Source organism: Streptomyces sp. NPDC002536, from assembly GCF_053594995.1.
In genome coordinates, this window is the sequence record NZ_JBSFWU010000060.1 from 11551 (window position 1) to 35432 (window position 23882).

22 protein-coding genes are annotated in these 23882 nt (G+C 71.3%); 10 read left to right on the top strand and 12 right to left on the bottom strand.

Annotated elements, in window-relative coordinates; genetic code table 11:
* Positions 1 to 19 precede the first annotated feature (19 nt).
* Positions 20 to 628 carry a TMEM175 family protein gene (locus ACWD4B_RS21915; protein ID WP_451422304.1) on the top strand — a complete coding sequence of 203 codons (609 nt, stop codon included), beginning with the start codon at positions 20 to 22 and terminating at the stop codon, positions 626 to 628.
* On the opposite strand, the gene ACWD4B_RS21920 is transcribed toward ACWD4B_RS21915, so the two are convergent.
* The gene (locus ACWD4B_RS21920) at positions 609 to 1532 is read right to left on the bottom strand and encodes an AEC family transporter (RefSeq protein ID WP_451422305.1); all 924 of its coding nucleotides are present in this window, start codon (positions 1530 to 1532) and stop codon (positions 609 to 611) included. The genes ACWD4B_RS21915 and ACWD4B_RS21920 overlap by 20 nt on opposite strands.
* A 143-nt stretch (positions 1533 to 1675) precedes the next feature.
* Here ACWD4B_RS21920 and ACWD4B_RS21925 point away from each other — a divergent pair, with 143 nt between their 5' ends.
* The 3 genes from ACWD4B_RS21925 to ACWD4B_RS21935 all read left to right on the top strand — a co-directional run bounded on the left by ACWD4B_RS21925 (position 1676) and on the right by ACWD4B_RS21935 (position 5941).
* Complete coding sequence (locus ACWD4B_RS21925) at positions 1676 to 3544, top strand: CASTOR/POLLUX-related putative ion channel (RefSeq protein WP_451422306.1); 1869 nt, start codon at positions 1676 to 1678, stop codon at positions 3542 to 3544.
* A gap of 32 nt (positions 3545 to 3576) precedes the next feature.
* A complete protein-coding gene (gene polX / locus ACWD4B_RS21930; protein WP_451422307.1) occupies positions 3577 to 5301 on the top strand; it encodes a DNA polymerase/3'-5' exonuclease PolX in 1725 nt (574 codons plus the stop codon).
* 109 nt (positions 5302 to 5410) lie between these two features.
* On the top strand, positions 5411 to 5941 hold the full coding sequence (locus tag ACWD4B_RS21935; RefSeq protein ID WP_451422308.1) for a hypothetical protein: 531 nt from the start codon (positions 5411 to 5413) through the stop codon (positions 5939 to 5941).
* A gap of 57 nt (positions 5942 to 5998) precedes the next feature.
* On the opposite strand, the gene ACWD4B_RS21940 is transcribed toward ACWD4B_RS21935, so the two are convergent.
* From ACWD4B_RS21940 to ACWD4B_RS21965, 6 genes are all read right to left on the bottom strand, one after another.
* Complete coding sequence (locus ACWD4B_RS21940) at positions 5999 to 7450, bottom strand: FtsW/RodA/SpoVE family cell cycle protein (protein ID WP_451422331.1); 1452 nt, start codon at positions 7448 to 7450, stop codon at positions 5999 to 6001.
* 19 nt (positions 7451 to 7469) lie between these two features.
* Positions 7470 to 8807, bottom strand: coding sequence for an LCP family protein (locus tag ACWD4B_RS21945; protein WP_451422309.1), 1338 nt, complete (start codon positions 8805 to 8807; stop codon positions 7470 to 7472).
* Complete coding sequence (locus ACWD4B_RS21950; RefSeq protein ID WP_451422310.1) at positions 8788 to 9297, bottom strand: DUF6542 domain-containing protein; 510 nt, start codon at positions 9295 to 9297, stop codon at positions 8788 to 8790. The genes ACWD4B_RS21945 and ACWD4B_RS21950 overlap by 20 nt, the downstream gene beginning before the upstream one ends.
* A 221-nt stretch (positions 9298 to 9518) precedes the next feature.
* Entirely contained in the window at positions 9519 to 11105 is a 1587-nt protein-coding gene (locus ACWD4B_RS21955) for a M4 family metallopeptidase (protein WP_451422332.1), read from the bottom strand.
* 362 nt (positions 11106 to 11467) lie between these two features.
* Positions 11468 to 12508 (bottom strand): methyltransferase, encoded by a 1041-nt coding sequence (locus ACWD4B_RS21960; RefSeq protein WP_451422311.1) that lies wholly within the window; start codon positions 12506 to 12508, stop codon positions 11468 to 11470.
* Between the two features lie 300 nt (positions 12509 to 12808).
* A complete protein-coding gene (locus ACWD4B_RS21965; RefSeq protein WP_451422312.1) occupies positions 12809 to 13795 on the bottom strand; it encodes an Lrp/AsnC family transcriptional regulator in 987 nt (328 codons plus the stop codon).
* A gap of 146 nt (positions 13796 to 13941) precedes the next feature.
* On the opposite strand from ACWD4B_RS21965, the gene ACWD4B_RS21970 reads away from it, so the two are divergent.
* The 3 genes from ACWD4B_RS21970 to ACWD4B_RS21980 all read left to right on the top strand — a co-directional run bounded on the left by ACWD4B_RS21970 (position 13942) and on the right by ACWD4B_RS21980 (position 17043).
* A complete protein-coding gene (locus ACWD4B_RS21970) occupies positions 13942 to 15408 on the top strand; it encodes an MFS transporter (protein ID WP_451422313.1) in 1467 nt (488 codons plus the stop codon).
* Positions 15409 to 15586: 178 nt separating this feature from the next.
* Positions 15587 to 16222 carry a DUF4956 domain-containing protein gene (locus ACWD4B_RS21975; RefSeq protein ID WP_451422314.1) on the top strand — a complete coding sequence of 212 codons (636 nt, stop codon included), beginning with the start codon at positions 15587 to 15589 and terminating at the stop codon, positions 16220 to 16222.
* Positions 16219 to 17043: a polyphosphate polymerase domain-containing protein gene (locus tag ACWD4B_RS21980; protein ID WP_451422315.1), complete on the top strand. Its 825-nt coding sequence runs from the start codon at positions 16219 to 16221 to the stop codon at positions 17041 to 17043. The genes ACWD4B_RS21975 and ACWD4B_RS21980 overlap by 4 nt, the downstream gene beginning before the upstream one ends.
* A gap of 13 nt (positions 17044 to 17056) precedes the next feature.
* Here the strand turns inward: ACWD4B_RS21980 and ACWD4B_RS21985 are convergent, their stop codons facing one another.
* Positions 17057 to 18262: a cytochrome P450 gene (locus ACWD4B_RS21985; RefSeq protein WP_451422316.1), complete on the bottom strand. Its 1206-nt coding sequence runs from the start codon at positions 18260 to 18262 to the stop codon at positions 17057 to 17059.
* Positions 18263 to 18521: 259 nt separating this feature from the next.
* Between ACWD4B_RS21985 and ACWD4B_RS21990 the strand changes: the two genes are divergently transcribed.
* Complete coding sequence (locus ACWD4B_RS21990; protein WP_451422317.1) at positions 18522 to 19541, top strand: DUF1259 domain-containing protein; 1020 nt, start codon at positions 18522 to 18524, stop codon at positions 19539 to 19541.
* Positions 19542 to 19558: 17 nt separating this feature from the next.
* Here ACWD4B_RS21990 and ACWD4B_RS21995 read toward each other — a convergent pair whose 3' ends face one another.
* From ACWD4B_RS21995 to ACWD4B_RS22005, 3 genes are all read right to left on the bottom strand, one after another.
* On the bottom strand, positions 19559 to 19720 hold the full coding sequence (locus tag ACWD4B_RS21995) for a hypothetical protein (RefSeq protein ID WP_451422318.1): 162 nt from the start codon (positions 19718 to 19720) through the stop codon (positions 19559 to 19561).
* A gap of 153 nt (positions 19721 to 19873) precedes the next feature.
* Positions 19874 to 20860: a CapA family protein gene (locus tag ACWD4B_RS22000; protein WP_451422319.1), complete on the bottom strand. Its 987-nt coding sequence runs from the start codon at positions 20858 to 20860 to the stop codon at positions 19874 to 19876.
* A gap of 85 nt (positions 20861 to 20945) precedes the next feature.
* A complete protein-coding gene (locus ACWD4B_RS22005) occupies positions 20946 to 21515 on the bottom strand; it encodes a sugar O-acetyltransferase (protein WP_336417190.1) in 570 nt (189 codons plus the stop codon).
* Positions 21516 to 21666: 151 nt separating this feature from the next.
* Between ACWD4B_RS22005 and ACWD4B_RS22010 the strand changes: the two genes are divergently transcribed.
* Complete coding sequence (locus ACWD4B_RS22010) at positions 21667 to 22710, top strand: ArsR/SmtB family transcription factor (protein ID WP_451422320.1); 1044 nt, start codon at positions 21667 to 21669, stop codon at positions 22708 to 22710.
* Between the two features lie 220 nt (positions 22711 to 22930).
* Positions 22931 to 23296: a hypothetical protein gene (locus ACWD4B_RS22015; RefSeq protein WP_414170275.1), complete on the top strand. Its 366-nt coding sequence runs from the start codon at positions 22931 to 22933 to the stop codon at positions 23294 to 23296.
* A 9-nt stretch (positions 23297 to 23305) separates the two neighbouring features.
* Here the strand turns inward: ACWD4B_RS22015 and ACWD4B_RS22020 are convergent, their stop codons facing one another.
* A complete protein-coding gene (locus tag ACWD4B_RS22020; protein ID WP_451422321.1) occupies positions 23306 to 23632 on the bottom strand; it encodes a putative quinol monooxygenase in 327 nt (108 codons plus the stop codon).
* Positions 23633 to 23882 lie beyond the last annotated feature (250 nt).

Here is a 23882-nt window from a genome sequence, read left to right on the forward strand (position 1 = left end):
CGTCCCCCAGCCTGGGGGCGTGGCGCGCGAAACGTACGCGATCGACGTGGACCGGCTGCTGGCGTTCTCCGATGCGGTGATCGCCATCGCCATCACCCTGCTGGCGCTCGAACTCCATGTGCCCGACGGCCTCCCGGCGGCGGAGCTCGGTCACGCCCTGCACGAACTGCTGATGAAGGTCTACGCCTATCTGCTCACGTTCGTCGTGATCGGCCTGCTGTGGCTCGCGCACCACAGGCTGTTCGGCATGGTCGCCACGCTTGACCGCACCATGGTGCGCCTGGAGCTCGGCCTGCTGGCCGTCATCGCCGCGCTGCCGTTCCCGACCCGGTTGATCAGCGAATACGGCCAGACCGCCGCCGCCACGGCCGTCTACGGCGGCACCCTCGCGACGGCCGCCGCCCTGATGACCGTCATGTGCCTGCGCCTGCGTCGCCCCGGGCCGCTGCGCGCACCCGGAGTGACGCAACAGCAGGTGAAGCAGACCGTGTTCGGCAGTGCCACGTTTGCCGCCGTGTTCGCCACATCGGTCCCGCTGGCCTTCGCTTCACCCACGCTGGCCAAGTACTGGTGGTGGCTGGCCTTCCTGGTCCGGCTGGCGCCCCGCTTCAGGCAAGCAGCCACGTGATCAGCGACAGCGTGCCGAACGACAGCAGCGTCGACCCCACCACGGTGTCCCTCGCCACGTCGGTGCGCAGCCGGTACTCGGCGGCGTAGATGAACGCGTTCTGTGCCGTCGGCAGGCCCGCGCACAGGGTCGCGGCCAGCAGCGTGTGCCGGTCCAGGCCGAAGGCCCAGCGGCCGAGCGCGTAGGCGGCCGCCGGCTGCACGGCGACTTTCAGCACCACGAGGGCGAGCCGCTCGGCAAGTTCCTTGGCGTCCGGAAGCACCCGGGTGTTGAGGGACATGCCGAGTGCGAACAGCGCGGTCGGCACCCCGGCGCCGCCGATCATGTGCAGTGGCTGGACGACGACTCCGGGCAGTCGCAAGCCCGCCGCGGAGACGGCCACCCCGGCCGCGGCGGACCCGATGACCGCGTTGCGCAGGGGCAGTTGCGCCAGGCGCCGCCAGCGGCCCCGCGCGCTCCGGTGGGCGTCGAGTTCGATCATCACCATGATCAGCGGAGTGACCACCAGCATCTGGAACACGGCCGCGGCGGCGATGAACGAGGTGTCCCCCAGCACCCCGAGCGCCACCGGGATGCCGAGGTTGGCCGAGTTGACGTAGGACGCGGCCATGGCGTTCACGGCCCGGTCGGCCGGACGCATCGGCCAGAGCAGCCGGCAGAGCAGCAGCGTCGCCGCGAACACCAGGACCAGGCTGAGCGCGAACACGGCGACCCCGGGGTCCGCGATCCTGCCCAGGGGTGCCTGGGACAGGGTGAGGAACAGCAGGGCCGGCATCGCGCACACGAAGGCGAAGCGGGCGAGCACGGGCTGGGCCTGCGGGCCGAGTATCCCGGTGCGCCCCGCGCCCCAACCCGCCGCCGTCACCGCCCAGATGGGAACGAAGCCCGATATGACCGACTGCACAGCACTCCACCCATTCGCCGGACGTCCATGATCCACTGCCCACAGTTGCATGCATGCTTTACGGAATCCACGGAGGTCGCGTGCAACTGCACGGTCCCGTGCGGGTAGAGCTCTCTATCCGTACCGGACGACGGGGGATGCACATGAAACGACGGGACCGGCTGCGGTACTGGTTCGACAGCACGATGGACCGCGGCACACCGGCTCTGATCGGCTGGCTGGCGCTGGCCTCCGTGGTGCTGATAGCCGTCACCGCCACGCTCGTCGTGCTGTTCACCGACACCGACACCGCGCGCAACGGCGGCTGGCTGGGCGTGGCCTGGATGAGCCTGCTGCGCGCCATGGACCCCGCCACCATGGGCAACGACACCGGAACTCCGGTGTTCCTGGGGCTGATGCTGCTGGTGACAGTGGGCGGGATCTTCATCGTCAGCACCCTCATCGGTGTGCTGACCACGGGCCTGGACCACCGGATCCAGCAGCTGCGCAAGGGCCGTTCGCAGCTCCTGGAGCGCGGGCACACCATCGTGCTGGGCTGGTCGGAACAGGTCTTCACGGTGATCGAGGAGCTCGTGATGGCCAATCAGAGCGAGCGCCGCTCGTGCGTGGCCGTCCTCGCGGACCGCGACAAGATCGACATGGAGGAGCAGATCCGGATGCGCGTCCCCGACACGGGCCGCACCAAGGTGGTCTGCCGGTCCGGCAATCCGCTCAAGCAGGACGACCTGGAGCTGGTCAGTCCGGACACCGCCAAGTCCGTCATGGTGCTGCCGGCGTTCGGGCCCGACAGCGACACGACGGTCATCAAGACACTGCTGGTGCTCAACAACAGGGCCTGGACCAAGGGCCGTCCGCCGGTGGTCGCCGCGGTGCAGGACTCGGGCAACCTGGCGGCCGCCCGGCTCGCCGCGGGCGCGAACGGCCTGGTCATCGACGCCGACGACCTCGCCGTGCGCCTGGTGGTGCAGTCGCACCGGCAGACCGGGCTGTCCACCGTGTGGAACGAGCTCCTGAGCTTCTACGGCAACGAGTTCTACATCCACCATGCCCCGGCGCTCGCCGGCTCGTCCTACGGCGACGCGCTGAACCGCTACGGCGCCGGCATACCGGTCGGGCTGTTCCGGCAGGACGGCCGGATACTGGTCAAGCCCGCGATGGACACTCCCATCACCGCGGACGACAGGATCGTCGTGGTGGCCGAGGACGACACGCTCATCCGGCTCGCCCACTCCGCTCCCCCGGTCGTCGAGCAGGCCATCGTCCCCCCGTCCACGAGGCCGCCGAAGCCCGGCCGGACGCTGCTGGTCGGCTGGAACGCCCGGGCCGCCAAGACCATTGAGCTGCTGGACCGGTTCGCCCTGCCCGGCTCGGCCCTCGACGTCGCCTCTCCCGTCCGCCCCGACGCGCTCTCGAACGTCACGACCGCGAACCTCGCCCTCGGGCACAAGCGCTGCGAACCGACCGGCCGGCAGTCGCTGGAGGAGCTGGACCCCGGGGGCTACCAGCACATCATCGTGCTCTCGGACGACACCCACGACCCCGAACACGCCGACAACCGCACCCTGGTGACGCTGCTTCATCTGAGGGACATCGACGTCGGCCTGGGCGACCCGTACTCGATCGTCTCGGAGATGAACCACGACAACAACCGCGAGGTGGCCCAGGTCACCAAGGCCGACGACTTCATCGTCAGCACCAAGCTCGTCAGCCTGATGCTCTCCCAGCTCTCCGAGGACGTGGACGTGTACGCCCTCCTGAGCGCGCTCTTCGACCCCGAGGGGCCGGAGATCTACCTCAAGCCGGCCGGCGACTACCTCCGGCCCGGCGCCGAGGCCACCTTCGCCACCGCCATCGAGGCGGCCCGGCGGCGCGGGGAGACCGCCATCGGCTACCGGCTCGACAGCACCCGCGAGACGCCGCCCGCCTACGGCATCCACCTCAACCCGCCGAAAGCCGCGCCACTCACCCTGCACGAGGAGGACCACCTGGTCGTCATCGCCGATCACGAGTAGCCGGACCCCCGGGCCGGTGGCACGCTGAACACATGGGCCGGCCCAACGAGGAGGTCGAGGCGCTGCTGCAGGAGTACGCGGACCTCGTCGCGATCTCCGGCGGCGACGCCTTCAAGGCGCGCGCCTACGAGAAGGCCGCCCGGGCCATCGGCGGCCACCCCACGGACGTCTCCACACTCGACGCCAAGGGCCTGCAGGAGATCCCCAACGTCGGCAGGTCGATCGCCGAGAAGGTCGTGGAGTTCCTGAGCACGGGCCGGGTCGCCGCCGTCGAGGAGACCCGGGCGTCGGTCCCGGCCGGGGTCCGGGAGCTGCTCGGCATCCCCATGCTCGGGCCCAGGAAGGCCATGACCCTCTACGAGGAGCTGCAGATCTCCTCCGTGGAGCAGTTGCTCGACGCCGTCCACGAGCACCGGCTGCGCGATCTGAAGGGCTTCGGGGAGAAGACCGAGGCGAACATCCTGCACGGCATCGCCCTGATGCAGAAGGCCGGCAAGCGGATCCTGATCAGCGCCGCCACGGACGTCGCGGACCAGGTGGTCGCGGACCTGTCGCAGGTGGAGGGGTGCGAGGGGTGCGCGTACGCGGGGTCGCTGCGGCGGATGCAGGAGACCATCGGGGACATCGACGTGCTGGTGGCCGCCGAGGCGTCCGGCCCCTTCATGGAGGCGTTCAGCAGCCTGCCGTACGCCGCCGAAGTCATCGCGGGCGGGCGGAAGAAGACGTCCATCCGCACCACCAAGGGCCTTCAGGTCGACCTGCGGGTGCTGCCGCCGGAATCCTGGGGCGCGGGCCTGCTGTACTTCACCGGTTCCAAGGCGCACAACATCCGCATCCGCGAGCTCGCGGTGCGGGACGGGCTCAAGCTCTCCGAGTACGGCCTCTTCCGGACCGAGGACGGCGTGAAGGTCGTCTCGGAGACCGAGGAGGAGATCTACGCCCGGCTCGGTCTGCCCTGGATCCCGCCCACCCTGCGCGAGGACCGCGGCGAGATCGCCGCCGGGCTGCGCGACGAACTCCCCGAGCCGGTCGAGGAAAGCGACATCCGGGGCGACCTGCACACCCACACCGACCTCACGGACGGCCTCGCCTCCCTGGAGGACATGGTCACCGCGGCCGCGGCCCGCGGCTACGCGTACTACGCCGTCACCGACCACGCCCCGAACCTGTACATGCAGCGGATGACCGACGCCAAGATCCTGGCGCAGCGCGAGCAGGTGCGGAAGCTCGACGGCAAGCACCGCCGGATGCGGCTGCTGCACGGCACCGAGCTCAACATCGGTCCGGACGGCGAGGTGGACTGGCCGGACGACTTCCTCGCGGGGTTCGACCTGTGCGTCGCCTCGGTGCACTCCCACTTCAACCAGAGCCGCGAGAAGCTGACGCGCCGGCTCGTGCGTGCCTGCGAGAACCCGCACGTGGCGGTCATCGGCCACCCCACCACCCGGCTGATCGGCAAACGCCCCGGGATCGACGCCGACTTCGACGCGGTCTTCGCGGCGTGCGCGCGCACGGGCACGGCCCTGGAGATCAATGCGCACCCCGAGCGGCTGGACCTGTGCGACGAGGACATCCTGCGTGCCAAGCGGTACGGCGTGAAGTTCGCGGTGAACACGGATGCGCACGCCACGACGCACCTGCCGTACATGCGGTACGGCGTGGGCACGGCGCAGCGCGGCTGGCTGACCAAGGACGACGTGATCAACACCTGGCCCCTGCAACGGCTGCGGCGCTTCCTGGCCGGGCCGAGAACATGATCGTTGACCAGGAATTCACTCTTCAGGCCCTGTTCACGGGGCACTTCACGATGCTGTCATGAACGCAACACCCCGGAAACCTCCGGGTCTTCATCGTGCGGAGCCCCCCATGAACTCCCTGCGCCGTATCACGGCCGCGGCAGCATGCCTGCTTCTCCCGACCGCCGGAGTGGCCCTCACCGGCGGCACCGCCCACGCGGCCGGCGCCTCCTCGTGCAGCCAGGCGAACCTGCCGCTGCCCGACCCGTCCTGCCAGCCCGGTGCCTTCAACCCGGACGTCACCCAGGCCACCATAGGCTCGACGATCTGCGTGTCGGGCTGGACGAAGACCGTCCGCCCGCCGGCCTCGTACACCAACAAGCTCAAGGCACAGCAGATCACCCAGTACGGGTACGACGACACCGACCCCGCCGACTACGAAGAGGACCACTTCGTCCCGCTGGAGCTGGGCGGTGCGCCCAGGGACGCCAAGAACCTGTGGCCCGAGCCCCGTTACGGGAACGAGCAGGCAGGCGACAAGGACCAGGTGGAGAACAAGCTCAAGCAGGCCGTCTGCAGCGGCACCGTCACCCTCGACGCCGCTCGCAACGCGATCGTCACCGACTGGACGACGGCCCTGTCGAACCTCGGTCTGGAGTAACAGAAAGGGCCCTCCGGGACGGGGAGTTGCGTCCTGGAGGGCCCGTCGGGCGCGCCCTTATCCGAGGGCGACGCCCTGCTGCAGGGCCCGGCCCGCCCGGATCTCCTCGGCGGACAGCGTGACCGTCCCGTCCGGGTCGGGTCCCGGTTCGAGCTGGGTGCGTCCCGCCGCGTCGCTCAGCTTCAACAGCAGGGCGACCAGCAGCCAGTTGGCGAGCATCGACGAGCCGCCCTGGGCGAGGAACGGCAGAGCCTTGCCGGTGAGCGGAATGAGGCCGCTGGCACCGCCCGCCACCACGAACACCTGCAGCACGAGCGCGGCCGCCAGGCCCGACGCCAGCAGCTTGCCGAAGGGGTCGGTCAGCACCAGGGCGGTGCGCAGCCCACGTTCGGCGAGCAGGGCGTACACCAGCAGGAGCGCCAGCACGCCCGCGGCGCCCAGTTCCTCGCCGACGGTGGTGAGGATGAAGTCGCTGCGGCCCGCGAAGCCGATCAGCCACGGGTAGCCCTGGCCGAGGCCGGAGCCCAGGATGCCGCCGCTGCCGAAGCTGAACATCGCCTGGGCGCCCTGCTCGGAGATCAGGCCGGGCGGCGGGTGGGGCAGGTAGATGTCCATCGGGTGCAGCCAGGCGACCACGCGGCCGTGCACGTGCGGTTCCATCGAGCCGACGACCCCGGCGCCGACGCACGCCAGCAGCAGGCCGATGACCACCCAGCCGGTGCGCTCGGTGGCCACGTACAGCATCACCACGAAGATCCCGAAGAAGATCAGCGAGGTGCCCAGGTCGCGCTCGAAGATCAGCACCAGCAGGCTGGCGGCCCAGATGGCCACCACCGGGCCGAGGTTGCGGCCGCGCGGCAGGTACATCCCCAGCACCCGGCGGCTGGCCAGGGCGAGCGCATCACGCTGGACCATCAGGTAGCCGGCGAAGAAGATCGTGATGACGAGCTTGGTGAACTCGTCCGGCTCGAAGGAGAATCCGCCCAGCCGGATCCAGCGCTTGGCCCCGTAGGTGTCGCCGGGGAAGAACGCCGGGGCCGCCAGCAGCACCAGCGCGCCCGCCATGAGCACATACGTGTAGCGCTGGAGGATGCGGTGGTGCTTGAGCCCGACCGTCACGGCGACGAAGGCCGCGACGCCGATGCACAGCCACATCACCTGGCCGCCGGCGACGGGCGCGGACTTGTACTTGGCCGCGTACGAGATGTCGAGCCGGTGCAGCAGCACCAGGCCCATCCCGCTGAGGAACACCGCCAGGGGCAGGATGAGGGGGTCCGCGTACGGGGCGAAGCGCCGCACGGCGAGGTGGGCCAGCACGGCGACCGCCCCCAGCCCGCACACCTGCAGGGCGAACGCGCCGGGGATCCCCCCGTGCAGAGCGCACTCCGCGTCGGCGTCCGCGAACGCGGCGGTCAGCACCGCGAAGAGCACCAGCACCAGCTCGGTGTTCCGGCGGCGCCGGACCCCGTCGGCCCCGGCGCCCGTCGGCACCCGCCGTGCTCCCGGCAGGCCCCGGCCCGGCCGGATGTCAGTCAACACAGGGAATTCCCCCCATTTTCACGGTCGCCCCCGCCTGCTCGTCGTCCGATGCGGACGGGGATGCACTCGGGGCCGGTGAGGAGTCCGCCGCGGGAGCGGAGGACTGTCCGGCGGACGGCGACGGCGTGCCCCCGGATTTGGCGTCGGCGGTGCCGTCGGACGGGGTGGGAGAGGAGGACGGGGCCTGGCCGGTGGCCGCCCGCACGATCTCCTTGATCTTATCGGGGTCGACGAGGTTCACGTCCTCTCCCGCGCGCGTGGCGAACCCGGTGATGGGCAGGGTGTGGAAGTCCACCTTGCCGCCGGTGAGGCTGGGGACCTGCTGCATGAAGTCCAGGACGTCCCAGGAGCTGTCGAGCACGACGTCCTTCTTGACGGTGTCGAACAGGCCCTGGAGCTTGCCGAGATCGCCCCAGACGCCCTCCGACTTGAGCTTGTGCGTGACGGACGACAGGAACGCCTGCTGGCGGTGGGTGCGGTCCAGGTCGCCGTTGTCGAGACCGTGCCGCTGGCGCACGAAGGCCAGCGCCTGCTTGGGATTGAGCTCCTGGAGGCCGGCGGGGAAGTCGGCACCGGAGTACCTGTCCTTCACCGGGTGGTTGAGGCACACCTGGATGGGCTGGAGCACCTTGGCGATGTCGTAGAAGCCCAGCAGGTTGACCTCGGCGAAGTGGTCGATCGGGACGCCGAGGAAGCTCTGCACGGTCGCCAGCGTCGCCTCGCGGCCCGCTTCGCGGCTCCGGTGCTCCAGGTCGGGCCCCTTGACGCCCTCCGCGTCGAGCTTCTCCCGCTCCTTGGTGTAGGCGATGGAGTACGCCTCCTTGATCTTGAAGTGCCCCTGGGGGGAGCCGTCCCCGTTGAGGGTCTGCACATAGTCGTCCCGCGGGACGGAGAAGGCGGTGGCCCGGCCGCCGTCCGCAGGTATGTGCATCAGGATCAGGGTGTTGGTGTTGTAGTAGCCGATCTCGCTCGACCCGGCGTGCAGTTCGTCCTGGACGAACTCCTTCGGCAGGTCGTTGCCGTCCATGTCCTTGCGGGAGTCCAGGCCGACCAGCAGGAGGTTGACCGAGTTGTCCAGGTGCTTGGGCGCGCGCTTGCGGATCGCGTCCAGCGCGTCGGACGTCTTCAGCCCGTTGGTCAGCGAGTGGTGCGCGAACCAGCCGACGCCGCTGACCGCGAGGACGGCCGAGGAGACGGCGCACACCACGAACCGGGCGGCCACGACGGACCGGGAGGTCTTCCTCTTCTTCGCGGCGTTCTTCGCGTTCTTCGCGTTCTTCTTCGTACCCGGGGTATCCCGGTCCCGCTCATCCTTGTGCTCGGACATCGCCGCTCCTCCCACGACGGCGGGAGCGGACGAAGCGCACCCCCACAACGATCAACACGGCGGCCTCCGCGGCAGCCATCGCCGGAAACGCGTCCACGGCCCAGCGCACCGCCTCGGCCGGCAGTGCCGCGCCCTTGCCGGAGGACGTACCCGTGACGAGCGCCACAGCCATCGTCACGGCGGCGGCCACCGGGGGCGGCGCGGGGACCACCCACCACAGCTGGGCCGGGCGGACGGCCGCCCCCGCCCAGACGGCGGCCAGCACCAGCCCCACGGCGAAGCCCCAGCCCACGTGCGGCCCGGCGGCCCGGTCCGCGCAGGCGCCCAGCACCGGCAGCAGGGGGGCGATCAGCAGCGCCCGGCGGGCCGGGCGCGCCCCCTTGCAGGCGCGGTGCTGCCCCCGCCCCCGGCGTCCGGCGGACGGGCCGCCGGGCGCACGCGGCGCCGGGATCGTTCCCGGATCGGCCGAGGTCACCCTGGGATTGGTCACGGTCACACCCCCACGCTCAGGCCGGTATCGCCCGACGACGACTAAGACGGTCGTCTGCGAGACTTGGTGCGGCACACTTTGATTGCATACTTGCGCAACTTAGCAAACTACAGCGCAATCGTGCGCCCCGCACCGCTCCTCACCAGCAATGGAGCGAAAAAACACACTGCCGCCGCACTCGGATGTGCGGCGGCAGCTCGGCATGACTCGGTATGACGGGGTCAGGAGACGTTGACGGCCGTCCAGGCGGCCCCGACGGTCTGGTACTCGGTGCTGTCGGCGCCGTAGAGGTCCGCAGTCGCCTGCAGGGTCGCCTGGCGGGCGCCCGCGTAGTCGGTGCTGGAGGTGAAGTACGTGGTCAGCGCCTTGTACCAGATGGCCAGCGCCTTGTCCCGGCCGATGCCGGAGACGGTGGAGCCGTCGGCGGTGGGGCTGTTGTAGCCGACCCCGTTGATCGTCTTCGCCCCGCTGCCCTCGGAGAGCAGGTAGAAGAAGTGGTTGGCGATGCCGGACGAGTAGTGCACGTCCACGTTGCCGGCGTCCGCACTCCAGGAGTCCAGCGAGGAGCCGTCCTTGCTGGGCTGGTCCATGTAGCGCAGCGGGGTGCCGTCGCCGTTGATGTTGATCTGCTCGCCGATGAGGTAGTTGCCGGGGTTGTTGGCGTTGTGGGCGAAGAACTCGACGCCGGTGCCCATGATGTCGCTGGTCGCCTCGTTCAGGCCGCCGGACTCACCGCTGTAGGTCAGGCCCGCCGTGGCCGAGGTCACACCGTGCGTCATCTCGTGCCCGACGACGTCGAGCGAGGTGAGCGGGTGGGTGTTGCTCTGGCCGTCGCCGTAGGTCATGCAGAAGCAGGAGTCGTCCCAGAACGCGTTCACGTAGTTGCTGCCGTAGTGGACGCGGGAGTAGGAGGCGACGCCGTCGTTGCGGATGCCGCTGCGGCCGAAGGTCTGCTTGTAGAAGTCCCAGGTCTCCTGCGCACCGTAGTGCGCGTCCACGGCGGCGCTCTGGCTGTTGCTCGCGCTGCCGTTGCCCCAGACGTCCGAGGAGTTGGTGAAGAGCGTGCCGCTGCCGGAGGTGCCGCCGCGCAGGTTCGTGGTCTTGTGGCCGCCGCGCGTGGAGTCGAGCAGCTGGTAGGAGCTGCCGCTCTTCGTCGTGGTGATGTTCACGTTGCCGCTGTAGACGCCGGTGCCGGTGCCGGTCTCGATGCCGTCGAAGGAGTACAGCTTCTTGCCGGTGGTGGCGTCGGTGATCACGTGCAGCTGGCTGGGGGTGCCGTCCTTCTGGACGCCCGTGACCACGGCCTCCCACGCCAGGACGGGCTTGCCGGAGGCGGCCCAGACGACCTTGCGCACGTTGTTCTTCGCCGGGGCGGCGAGCTTCTCGTCCGAGGCGTGCGCCATCGCCTTGTTCTGCGCCACGGAGGCGGAGACCTTCGGGGTGGTGCTGGGGACGGCGATGTCGTGCGAGGTCGCCTTGGTGATGCTGCGCTTCTTGCCCTTGACGTGCACGACGAGGTCGCCGCCGAGGACGGGCAGCCCGGCGTACGTCCGCTCGTAGCGGGTGTGCACGGTGCCGTCGGCGTCCTTGACGACGTCCTTGACCACCAGTCGCTCCTGCGACCCCAGGCCCAGCGAGTGCGCGGTGGAGGACGCTCCGTCCCGGGCCGCCGATATCAGCGCGGTGTGCTGGGCGGGGGTCGGCTGGGCGGTCGCGGCGCTCCTCGCGATGCTGGGGTCGGCGTCGGCGGTCCCGACCTGGGCGCCCAGCGCCACCATGGCGGCCGTGGCGACGAAGGCGGCGCTCATGCGCGTACGGCGGGACGTGCCGGCGACGTGGGGGGTAGATCTCACACGAACTCCTCTGGCCTGGCCGCCTGTCGGCGGCCTGCTCTGACCCGGCGACGGGATGCCGGCGGGGTGGTGCCTGTCCTGCGTTCGGTGGGGTGCTCGCGCACGTTCGCCACCGGGCCGGCCGAAGAGCCGCCCGGGGTCTGCGGTGCGAGTGGGGTGAGCTTGCCATCGAACAGGCGTCGTTGACAGGTCCACGAAGAAAAACTTGGTCGTCAGTTGACCGTTGAGAGCGAGAAGGTGTCCGTTATCCGGAATCAGGAAGCGGAGCCCACCATTTCCCGTCGACTCTCATATCCGCCCCGTCACCATCCGTGAGATCAGGCGGACTTGGCCTCCACCACGGCCTCCACGACCGACAGCGTCGAAGCCGTGGGCAGAATGCGCGTCAGGCGCAGGCCCGCTGCGGACAGCAGGCGGTGGAATTCCTGCGCGCTGCGCTCGCGCCCGTCGAGCGACGTCATCATCAGCACGTCGAGGATCTTTCCCGGATGCGGCTCGTTGCCCTGCGGAATGACGGCGTCGACGACCAGCAGCCGGCTGCCGGTCGTCATCGCGGCCCGGCAGGCGCGCAGGATGCGCAGGCAGTCCTCGTCGTCCCAGTCGTGCAGGATCCGCTTCATCAGGTACACCTCGGCACCGGAGGGCACGGAGGCGAAGAAGTCGCCGGGGCACGCCTGCCAGCGCCCGGCCAGCTCCGGCCCGTCGAGGGTGTGGTCGCGCAGCACCTGTTCCCGGTCGTACAGAACCCCGCGGAGCCCCGGGTTCCGCACGAGGGTACGGCGCAGCAGCCCGCCGCGGCCGCCGCCGATGTCGACGACGGTGCCGCACTCCGGAAAGGCACAGGCGGCGGCGATGGCGTCGTCCTCGCTCGTGGACAGGCCCGCCATACCGGTGTCGAAATCCTCGCCGGCCTGCGGGATGCGGGCGAGGTGCTCGAAGAACGGCGCCCCGAAGATCTCCTCGAAGACCGTGTGCCCGGCGCGGACGGTGTCCTCCAGGCGCTCGGCGGGCTTCCAGAACGTCTCGTCCGTGAGCATGACCACCGCGGTGCGCAGGGACGACGGCCCGTCCGAGCGCAGGAGCGAGGCGGCCGGGGTGAGGCGGAAGGCGCCCGTGACGTCCTCGGCGAACACCCCGCGCGTGGCCAGCAGGCGCAGGGCGCGGCGCAGGTGCGGGGCGCTGACGCCGGTCAGGGAGGCGAGTTCCTCGGCGGTGCGCGGGCCGGCGGTGAGGTGGTCGGCCACTTCGAGGCGCGCCGCGGTGCGCAGGGCGGCGGAGTGCAGGTAGCCCAGCGCGTGTTCGGTCAGCAGCGCGGCGAGGGAGTCCTCGGCGGCGCGGTGCGGCCGGGCCTCGTCCATGGCTGCTCCTCCTCCTGGCGGTGGGGGGTGTCCGATGGGTCAGTGCGGGCCCTGCGGTGTCTGGTGCTGGGGGCACCTCCCAGCGGTAGCTGGGGGAGCATCGCCCTCGGACTGGGCGTCCTTGGGTGATGCGACAACGCAGCGAGGCGCCGTACTGGGGGCACCCCCAGCGGTAGCTGGGGGAGCCGCAGGGCCCGTGCTGACCCATCGGACACCCCCTGGTCCGGCACCACCCTGGCCGGGACGGACGCCGGGCGCCAGAGCGCCTTTCCGCCATGCGCGGTGGAGGCTTTTCCGCCGTCACCGCGCGCGGGGCCCGCGGGCTGCGGGGACGAGGGTGCCCGCCGCCTTGAGGGTGTGGACGACGGGGGCGGTCTCCAGGGTGTGGATCTCCTCGAGTGCGCCGAGGCGGCGGGTGAGGTAGCGGTGCAGGTCGGCCGGGTCCGAACACAGGGCGTGGGCCAGGAGGTTGGTGGGGCCGGTGGTGGCGGCGACGACCGCGAGTTCACGGTGCCCGGCCAGGGCCCCGGCGACGGCGTCGAGGTGGGCGGGCGGGACGGACATCCAGAGCAGGGCCTGGGTGCCGGCCCCGAGGGCGCGCGGCTCGATCTCCACGTCGAAGAACAGCGTGCCGTGGGCGCGCAGTTCGGCCAGCATGCGGGCCACCGTGGCCTGGGACCGGCCGGTGGCGGCGGCGAGTTCGGCATGCCCGGCCCGGCCGTCGTGGCGCAGGGCGCCGATCAGGTCGCGGTCGGCCTGCGTCAGCGGCGGCCCGTCGCCGCCCGGGGGCGTGCTCTCCGGTGCGAGCCGGTCCTGCTGCTCGGCGGTGAGGGCTTCGAGGCGTCCTCGCCATGCGGCAGGGCCGCCGAGGTAGGTGTGGAGCATGCAGTGGGCGGAGACCGCGGTGATGCCCGCCTTGCGGGGTATGTCGTGCAGCAGCAGTGTGCGGGAGAACTCCGCGTCGTGCGGGGCGTGGACGACGGCGAAGACCTCCGTGCCGCCCGACGTCAGCTTGACCCACGAGGTGTCGGGCCGCCGGGCCAGCGCATGGGCCAGGTGCTCGGTGGCCGCCGGGGCGGTGGTGAGCCGGAGGGTCCACTGGGCCTGCCCGGCCCGGTGCGGATCGGGCAGCCCGACCACGCGCAGCCCTGCCTCGGTGCGCAGCCTCCGGTAACGGCGCGCCACGGTCTGCGTGGAGACGCCGAGCACCTCGGCGATACGGCTGAAGGGTGCCCGGCCGTCGATGTGCAGGGCGTGGACCAGAGCGCGGTCCAGGTCGTCGAGCATGAGCACTTTTCCTCGCTACGTCGTCACCGATGGAAGAAATCATCCAGGATCCCGGCCTGACTGGAAACGGCAATACCGGCCGCCCAGGCTGGGGTTCGCGCCGCGGGGCGCACGGACGACCGGGAAGGGCAAGGAAAGCAATGCACGTGAGGGAGCATGCGGCAACCACGGTGACGGACCGGCGGTGGCGATGGGCCGCACTGGCCGCGCTGTTGACCGCCGAGGCGATGAACCTGCTGGACGCCACGGTCGTTCAGGTCGCGGCTCCCGTGATCCGCGCCGACCTCGGCGGGGCCGACTCCGTCGTCCAGTGGGTCAGCGCCGCCTATACCCTTCCGTTCGCCGCACTGCTGATCACGGGCGGCCGGCTCGGTGACGCGCTCGGCCGCAAGCGGGTGTTCACGGCAGGCACGGCCGCCTTCGCCCTGGCGTCGGTGGCCTGCGCCCTCGCGCCGTCGACGGGCGTGCTGCTCGCCGCGCGGGCTGTCCAGGGCACGGCGGCCGCGCTGGTCGTCCCGCAGACCTTCGGGCTGATCAAGGCGATGTTCGCGGGGCCCGAACTGGCCCGCGCCCTGGGCTCGATCGGGCCGGTCATGGGTCTGGCCGCGGTGTGCGGTCCCGTCCTCGGCTCCGTGCTGACGCACGCCGACCTGTGCGGCTCGTCGTGGCGGGCCGCGTTCCTCGTCAATGTGCCCCTCGCCGCCGCCGTCCTGGCCGCGGCCCCGCTGCTGCGCGAGGACCGGGCGGCGCAGCGGCCGCGTCCGGACCTGCCCGGCACGGGACTTGCGGTCCTGGGCACGGTACTCGTCGTCCATCCCCTCATCGCCGGCGGTGCGGCCGGCCTGCCGGCCCGGAGCTCGGCCGAGCTGTTCGCCGGCACGCTGGTGCTCGTGCTGTTCGCACTGCAGCAGCAGCGCAGCGCCCGGACGGGCCGCAGTCCCCTGGTCGAGCCGTCGTTGTTCCGCGGCCGGGGCTTCCCCGCCGCGCTGGTTGCCTCGGCATTGTTCTTCGCCGTGGTCAACGGCCTGACGTCGGTCGTGGTGCTGCAGCTGCAACTGGGCCTGGGCAGTGGCGTGCTGGCCGCCGGGCTGAGCCTGCTGCCGTGGTCCTGCGCGCTGGCCGCCGCCTCCTGGACAGCAGGGGCGCACCTGGTGCCGCGGCACGGCTCGCGGGTGATGTTCGCCGGGCTCGCCGTGCTGCTGGCGGGGCTGCTCTGCGCGCTCGCCGCCTACCACGCCGCCCGGCCCGGCTGTTACCCGTGGCCGCTGCTCGCGGCGCTGGCCGTGGGCGGAGCAGGGAACGGGCTCTTCACCGTCCCGTTCTTCGCGGCCGCCCTGTCCCGCGTCCGTCCGCACGAGACGGGGTCGGCGGCCGGACTGCTCAACGCCGTCCAGCAGTTCGGCGGCACCCTCGGCATCGCCCTCCTCGGCTCGGTCTTCTTCCGCGCCCTGTCCTCCGGTGCGCCGGGGGCCGGTTCGCTCGCGGGCGCCCGGCACGCCTTCTGGCTCGCGGCAGGCCTCCTCGCCGCGGCCGCCGCGGCGGCGGCTCTCCTGCACGCGGACGGGCGCTCGCGACCCGTCCCCCCAGGTCCGGCGGCCGATACCGTCATGTGACGCACTGCGGCAAGAGTGCCTCGTGCGACAGGTGGTGCAGCGTTCCGGACACCCGGCCTCCGATTGCGTTAAGGGGGAGCAACGTTTCTCCACAGGCAAACACATGTTCACCGGAAGTTTCCCTATCGTCTGTGCTCGTTCCGTCACTCAGCGAACGCACAAGAGGGGGCTCACTTCAATGGACGCTCTGCGGCACCTCGCCGCCCACCTGGGACTGGATCTCGCGGCCGTCTGCCTGCTGACCTTCGGCATCTACTACCCGCGGCACCGGCGCCGCGACCTCGTGCCGGCCTATCTCGCCCTGAACGTCGGCCTGTTCACCGTCGTCTCCGCGTTCGCCGCCGTCGGCGGCCGCAGCGGCACGGCGCTGGGCCTCGGCCTGTTCGGCGTGCTCTCGATCGTCCGGCTCCGCTCCGACGCCGTGCAGCACGAAGAGGTCGCGTACTACTTCACCACGCTGGTGCTCGGTCTCCTCTGCGGGCTGCCGCACCTCGAGTTCGCCCTGACCGCAGGCCTCGGCGCCGTCCTGCTGCTGGTGGTCTACGTGGCCGACCACCCCCGCCTCCTGGCCCGCTCCCGCCGCAGCCTGGTCACCCTGGACACCGTCCACGACGACCCTGCCGCACTGCGCGCCGACCTCGCCCGGCGGCTGGGCGAGCCGCTGCACTGGACGGTCATGGAAGTCGACTTCGTCCGCGACCTGACCGTCGTCGACGTCCGCTACCGCGAGCCCCTCCCGCAGCAGGACACTCCCGGTACCCGCACCTCCACCGAACCCGCGCGCCGCACGACGCCCGCCTGGGAGACCGTGTGACCACCGTCGCGCAGACCCGCCCCGAGCCGGCCGCCGTCCACGGCATCCGCACCGCCGCACACGCCGCCGAACCCATCACCCTCGCCGAACTCAACGAACGGGCCGAGCTCCTGGCCCGCTTCGACAACAGCTACCTCGTCCCCGCCGAGATCTTCCTGCGGCTGGCCGAGCGGCTGACGGACCCGCACCGCCCCGGCGGACCCTTCCGGGCGCTGACGATCGACGGCAGGCGCGCCTTCCGCTACCACTCCGTCTACTACGACACCCCCGGCCTCCGCTCCTTCCACGACCACCGCCAGGGCCGCCGGCTCCGCTTCAAGATCCGCGAGCGGGTGTACGAGGACTCCGGGGAGCGGCAGTTCGAGATCAAGCTCAAGGGGCGCCGCGGCGACACCGTCAAGCACCGCCGCCCGCTCACCGGCGCCGCCACCCCGCTCGACACCGGCCACCGCACCTTCCTCGCCGACACCCTGCACCACGCCTACGGCATCGACTCCCCCACGGCGCTGGCCCCTTCGCTCACCACCGACTATCTGCGCGCGACCCTGGTGGCCGACGGCGAGCGCATCACCTGCGACGCCGGGCTGGTCTGCCACGACCTGCGCGCGCAGCGGACGGTGCAGTGCGACGGGGGCCTCGTCCTCGTCGAGACGAAGACCGCCGGCCATCTCACCGAGGCGGACCTGCTGTTGCACTCCTACGGCGTACGGCCGGCGGTCTTCACCAAGTACTGCGGGGCCCTGGCGGCTTTACGCCCGGCCCTGCCCGCCAACCGCTGGCGGCGCGCGGCGCGCAGGGCCTTCGGCGACGGCAGCGGCTGAGCCCGCTCCACCGTCACCAGGTGACGGGCAGCTCCAGGGGATAGCGCCAGATCGAGTTCGTGTTCCACGTCACCTCGGCGGGCGGCACCGCCAGTTCGAGGCCGGGGAAGCGCTTGATCAGCGTGCTGAACGCCACCTGGAGCTCCATGGCGGCGAGCGGGGCGCCGAGGCAGTGGTGCGAGCCCCAGCCGAAGGTCATGTGTGCCGGCTTCGGCCGGTCGAGGTCCAGCTCGTCGGGCCGGTCGAACTTGCCGGCATCGCGGTTGGCCGTCAGGTAGGAGACGTGCACGATGTCGCCGGCCCTGATCTTCACCCCGCTCAGCACCACGTCCTCCATGGCCACGCGCGGGATCCCGACGCCCTTGCGGAACGGGATGTAGCGCAGCAGCTCCTCGATCGCCTGCGGCAGCGTGTCCGGCTGCTCGCGCAGCCGCGCCAGCAGCTCGGGGCGGCTGAGCAGGGTGTAGGAGATGTTGCCCAGCTCGTAGGAGGTGGTGTCCTGGCCCGTGATGAGCAGGACCATGGCCATGACGGTCAGCTCCTGGTCGTCGAGGATCTCGTCCCCGTCGCGGGCCTGGGCCAGGGTGCTGATCAGGTCGTCGGCGGGATTGGCCCGCCGTTCGGCCGTCAACTCGGCGAAATAGGAGCGCAGTTCGGCCTTGGAGCGCTTCGCGTCCTCACGGCCGCTGGCCCCGATGCGCATCATCGTCCAGGCGTGGGAGCGCAGTTGGGGCCGCTCCGCCTCGGGGATGTCCAGGACCTCGCAGATCGTCGTCATGGGCAGCGGCGACGTCATGTGCTGCACGAGGTCGGCCGGGGAGCCGCTCGCCTCCAGGCCGTCCAGCAGGGTGTCGACGACGTGCTGGGTGCGCTCGCGCATACGGTCCACGTGCTGCGGCGCGAAGCCCTTGGCGATCAGGCTGCGCAGGCGGCTGCTGGCCGGCGGGTCCATCACATTGATCGCCTCGGCCTGGATGATCGGCTCGGGCGTCATGCGCGGGTAGTCCCGGCCGACGACGGCACTGCGGCTGAAGCGGCGGTCCGTGGTGACCGTGCGCACGTCCTCGTAGCCGGTGACGAGCCAGGCTTCGCCGTCGCCGTAGGGCATGCGGATGCGGGAGACGGGCTCTTCCGTCATCAGCCGCCTGAGCTGCGGGTCGAATTCGAGGGCGTCGGCGAAGTCGAAGGGGCAGGTCCATACGGTGGCGCCGGGTTCCATTGCGGGTACTCCAGTTCCAGTGCTCCGGGCGAGGGTGCGGGATACGGGGATACGGGGCTGAGCGGTCGTCCGGCAGGCCAGGGCCGGATGTCGCATGGATACCCACCACCCTGCCCCGGGACGTACCCGGGCGCCCGAATTAGCCCAAACAGGTGTCCGTCGTTCTCACCAGGCCGCTCGGCCCCTAGCCCGGATGGCCCTCTTCGACCCCGGGGCCCCGGTCCGGCCGTGCTTCGATCTGGTGGTGGAGGTGCATTTGATGACCGCAGAGCAAGAGCAGGAGACCGGCACACGATCGGCCATAGCCAGGAGAAACATCCTGGCCGCAGCCGCGGCGGCACCCGTGCTGGCGGGAGTGGGGGCGCATACCGCCCATGCCCTGCCGCCCCCGGTACGGAGCGCGGCGGGCGCGGCACTGCTCGAACCGGTCACCACCACCGAGGCGGACTGGAAGGGGGTCGCCAAGGCGCTGGGCCGCGGGGGCAGCCTGATGCGCAAGATGGTCTTCCGGACCGGCTTCGGCCGCACCGACCTGCACGTCGTCTCCCGTGACGTCGAGGTCACCGCCGGGCTCGCCCTCGGCTCGCACGCGGCCTTCATCCGCTACTCCGACGGCAGCACGCTGATGATGGGCGACATCGTCTCCACCGAGGAGGAACTGCAGCGCATGCTCGACACCATGCATGCGCACGGGATCCGGCAGACGGCCATCCACAAGCACCTGCTCGCCCACACCCCGGACATGTGGTGGACGCACGTCCACGGGCACAGCAAGGACGCGGCGGCGCTCGCCGCCGGCCTGCGCGAGGCGCTGGAGTGCACCGGCACTCCGGCCGCGGTGCCACCGTCGAAGACGCCGCCGCCCGTCGACCTGGACACCGCGGGAATCGACCGGGCGCTCGGCGCCAAGGGCTCCAACGACCAGGGCATCTACAAGTGCGTCTTCGCCCGCCGGGAGCGGATCAGCGACGACGGCCTGCTCCTTCCGGCAGGCTCCGGAGCGACCTCGGCGTTCAACTTCCAGCCCCTCGGCCACGGCCGGGCCGCGCTCAACGGCGACTTCGCCATGATCGCGGAGGAGGTCCACGACGTCCTCAAGGCGCTGCGGAAGGGCGGGATCGAGATCGTCGAGCTCCACAATCACGGGCTGACGGACGAACCCCGGCTGTTCTTCACCCACTTGTGGGCCGTGGACGACGCCGTGAAGATCGCGAAGGCGCTGCGCTCCGCGGTGGACTGCACCAACGTGACCCCGACGTCCATCAAGGCGCCGATGTAGGCCCCGTGCAGGGGAGTTCAGGTCGCAGCGTCGGGCTTCGGCCCGAGCTTCCCCTTCAACAGCAGTGACGCCGCGCGCCCGTCGTCGATCGTGAACGGACGGGCGCGCGGCTCGTCCTCGCCCGTCGCACGGGACGGGCCGGAGAGGAGACCGAGGAGTGCGGCGGCACCGAGAGTCATGACAGCAGTACGGCGCATGAACTACCTCTTATCCGGTGATTTATCCGGTGATCGGTCTGGACACTTCACCTTTGCCCTTGCCCTCGCCCGTCCCCGTGCATGCGCTGTGTCCCTCGTACGGGGCGGTACGGGAACGGAGGACCGGTCAGCCGGTCAGCGGCTCCAGTCCACGGTCAGCCGTTCCCCCTCGACGGTGACGGGCGTCCCGAACTCGGCACAGGCGCGGGTGAATCGGTCACGGACCCGCTCCCAGGCCCCGCCGGTCGCCGGCACCGTGCGGCAGTAGTCCAGGTACAGCGGCAGCGCCTCCAGGCGCACCGGCCGGTGGGAGGCAGGGTCGGGGCCGTCCAGGGTCACGAGGAACAGCAGGCCGAGGTCGTTGCGCAGCCGGGAGTCGACGGCGTAGTCGTCGACGAAGTCGCCCATGTCGTAGATCACGCGGTCGGCGACGCCGTGGAAGACGTGCGCGGAGTGCCCGGCGATCAGCGTCGCCCCGGCCCGCTGCAGCACCGGTACCGCGTCCCGTACGTGGGGCGGCGGCCGGGAGGTCATGTTGGGCCCCCAGTGCGGGGTGACCAGCACGACGTCCGCCTCCTCGGACGCCCGCCGCACGAGGTCGGTGAGCCACCCTGGGACGCCCCGGCGCAGGTCCGCGAAGGAGACTCCCGCGCGGTCGGCCTCGGCGGCGTAGTCGTCCGGGTGGTCGGTCACGCCGACCACCGCCAGCCGGACGCCGCCCGCCTCCAGCACGGTGTACGCGCGGGCGGCGGCCGCGTCCGGGCCCGCGCCCACCGTGCGCACGCCGGCCCGGGCCAGCAGCTCCGTGGTGTCCGCCAGGGCGTCGTACCCGAAGTCCAGCGCATGGTTGTTGGCGAGCGTCACGCAGTCCACGCCGAGCTCCGCCAGGACCTCCGCGGCGTCCGGCGGGGCGCGGAAGAAGAACGGCTTGCCCGGAGCCGGCCAGGGCTCGCCCCGGCCGGAGACGCAGCACTCCAGGTTCAGGACGCACAGGTCGGCCTCGGCGACCGCGGCTCTGACCTCGTCGGACAGGATGGTCTCCGGGCGCGGCGCGAGGTCCAGCTGCTCCGCCACGCTGCGGCCCAGCATGGTGTCGCCGGCCAATGCCACTGTGATCGCCACGGGTGGGCCGCCTTCCGTCCGTTCTGCTCGTTGCCTATCACGGCGCAGGGCGGCCCACCAGCGGAGCGGTGCGCATGCGCGGTGTTCAGCGGTCCTGCGGTTCCAGGGCCCTGACGACGCGGGCCGGGTTGCCGACGGCCAGGACTCCGGGCGGCAGGTCCTTGGTGACAACGGCACCGGCGCCCACCACCGTGTCCGCGCCGATGGTCACGCCGGGGCACACGACGACCCCGCCGCCGAGCCAGACGTTGTCCCCGACGGTCACCGGTTCGGCCTTCTCCCAGCCGGCCCGGCGGCGTTCGGCGTCGAGCGGGTGCGTGGGGGTCAGCAGCTGGACGTTCGGGCCGATCTGCACGTCCTCGCCGATGGTGATCGGTGCCGCGTCGAGGAAGACCGCGCCGAAGTTGACGAACGTGCCGGTGCCGATGCTGATGTGGTAGCCGAAGTCGCAGTGGAAGGGCGGGCGGATCCGTACCATGGCGCCGACGGATCCGAGCAGTTGTCCGAGGATCTTCGCGCGCTCGGCCGGGGTGGCCGTGGCCGCCGCGTTGTAGGCCGCGCAGAGCGCGATGCGCCGTTCGGTGTCGGTGCGCAGCTCGGGGTCGTCGGGGAGGTACCAGTCACCGGCCAGCATGCGCTGCTTGTTGTCGCCCATGAGCATCCTCTCGTCACAGGAGTGTTCACGGTACCGGCCACCCGAAAGGGTCATCCGCCCGGTGCCGCGCAACCTCTGTGAGTGGCGGCGGCGTCTGAGTGCTCAGCAGCAGGAAGTTCCCGGTGCGGGAACGTGGGAGGACGGATGAACGGTGCTGCGGATCCACTTCACCGGTGAGGATTTGGCCAGGACGCGCATCGCGAGCGGGCCGGACGTGCTGTGGGAGGCGTTGCTCAGTATCCATATGGTCCAGGACCGCAGCGCGGCGCAAGTGACCCCGGCGTCGGCGGACTTCGCGCGGTGGCGCCGGGCCGTGCGCCCCGGAATCTCCGCACATCTGAAGGAACAAGCCCTTCTTCTGGGGGATTTGGCGCCGCCCGTGGGCTACTCCGCGGACTTCCTCACGCCCACCGCCGGATCGGGCGACATGGAGTCCGCCGTCGACACGGTCCTGTCCACGCCGCGCCCGCACCTGCAGCGGGACGTCGGCCGCCTGGCCGCCGCGCGGCGGCCGGCGTCGGGCCGTCTCGCGCTCCTCTCCGAGGGCGACCCGCGGACGCTCGGTTTCCTGGGCCACGCGCTGCACTCCTATCACCGCATCGCGCTCGCTCCCTACTGGCACCACGTCCAGGAGCAGATCGCGGCCGACCGCGCCGTGCGCGTCGCGGCGCTGGCGGAAGGCGGTACGGAGCAGTTGCTGGCCGGGCTGCATCCGGGGGCGCGGTGGGAGCCGCCCGTGCTGGTGCTGGCGTACCCGCGGTCGCAGGACCTGCACCTGGAGGGGCGGGGGCTGATCCTCGTCCCGTCCTTCTTCTGCTGGGGGATGCCGATCACTCTGCGGGAGCCCGGGGTCACTCCGGTGGTGGTGTACCCCATCGCCCGGCGCAGCGGCTGGACGGGCGAGGAGGCCCGCGGGACGGCCGTGCCGGATCCGCTGGTCACGCTGCTCGGGCGGACGCGTGCGCAGGTGCTGTACGAGCTGACGCACGGGTGCGGGACGCGCGAACTGGCCCGGCGCATCGGGGTGTCCGACGCCTCGGCCAGCCAGCATGCGACGGCGTTGCGGCAGGCGGGCCTGGTGATCAGCCGGCGCTCGGGCAACACCGTGCACCACTCGCTCACCGGGCTCGGCCTGGACCTGCTGCTGGCCGGCGGCCCGTGGGCCACGGGCCGGGCACCGCGCCCGGCCGGCTGAGCGGTCCGCTCCGCTGGAAGTGCCGCGACGGGTGGTCGATCGGCTGCGGCACCGTCGTGGCTGTTCGCGCAGTTCCCCGCGCCCCTTCGGGGCGCTGCCGAGCCGCGGTCGAGTAGGCCGGAAAACCTCTCCCTCCGGCCCCGCGGTTCCCCTTGAGTGGCCTCGACGATCACGATCATGCGCCGGGGTCGAGGACTGCGGCGCCCTTTCAGGAGGATCCATGCGAAGATTCCGCGCCGCCGGTCTGGTGCTGCTGGGCACGGCGCTTGCCGCCACCGTCACGGCGGGCCCCGCCCAGGCGGCCCCCGGCGACACGATGACCCTGTGCGGCAGCACGCTCACCCCTGCGGGCTGGGTCGACGTCAACTGGGGCATCAGCGCCTCGTGCGGCGCGTCCATGAGCCCCAACGTCAAGATGGTCAAGCAGCTGACCGGGCTGCCGGTCGGCAGCACCGTCAACGCCTGTGCCACCACTTACCCGCCCGCTGGGTGGACCCAGGTGAGCACGTACTACAGCAGCGGCTGCCAGGCCTTCCTCAACCCGAGCTTCCAGCCGAACACCTGGACCCTGAAGCGCGTCTCCTGACCCGCCGCGTCAGGCGCGGGGCGTCAGCTCCGCCATCGCCGACCAGGACGTGCCCGGCACCTCGACGTTGATGATCTGCGGGGTGCTCGCGACCACGTCCGGCATCCAGGCCATCGCGGTCCTGAAGTGCTCGGAGTTCACGTGCACCTCGCCCGCCTCGGCGTTCTCGAAGCCCTCCAGCAGCACGAACTGGTGCGGTTCGTCCACGCTCCTGGACCACTCGTAGAAGAGGTTGCCCGGCTCGTTGCGGGTGGCACGGGTGAAGTCCTCGACCAGATCCAGCCACTCGGCGCTGCGCTCGGGGCGGACGGTGAACTTGACGGCGATGAAGATCATTGGGGCTCCTGCCTCTCGGTCCGACCCGCAGGATCCTGCCCCGTACGCACCCCGGCCGCGAACGGGAACCGCCCCGATTCCGGCCCTGCCGGAAAACCTGGAAAACCTGGAAAACGGGGCACCCGTGCCGCCGCGGCCGGGAGCGGGCTCACCCATGCCGCCCCCCGCGACGGCACGGGTGAGCCCCGGCCAGTGCCGTGCAGCCGCCCGCCGCACGCCTGGCGTCCGATGCACCGGGCAACAACCCCCG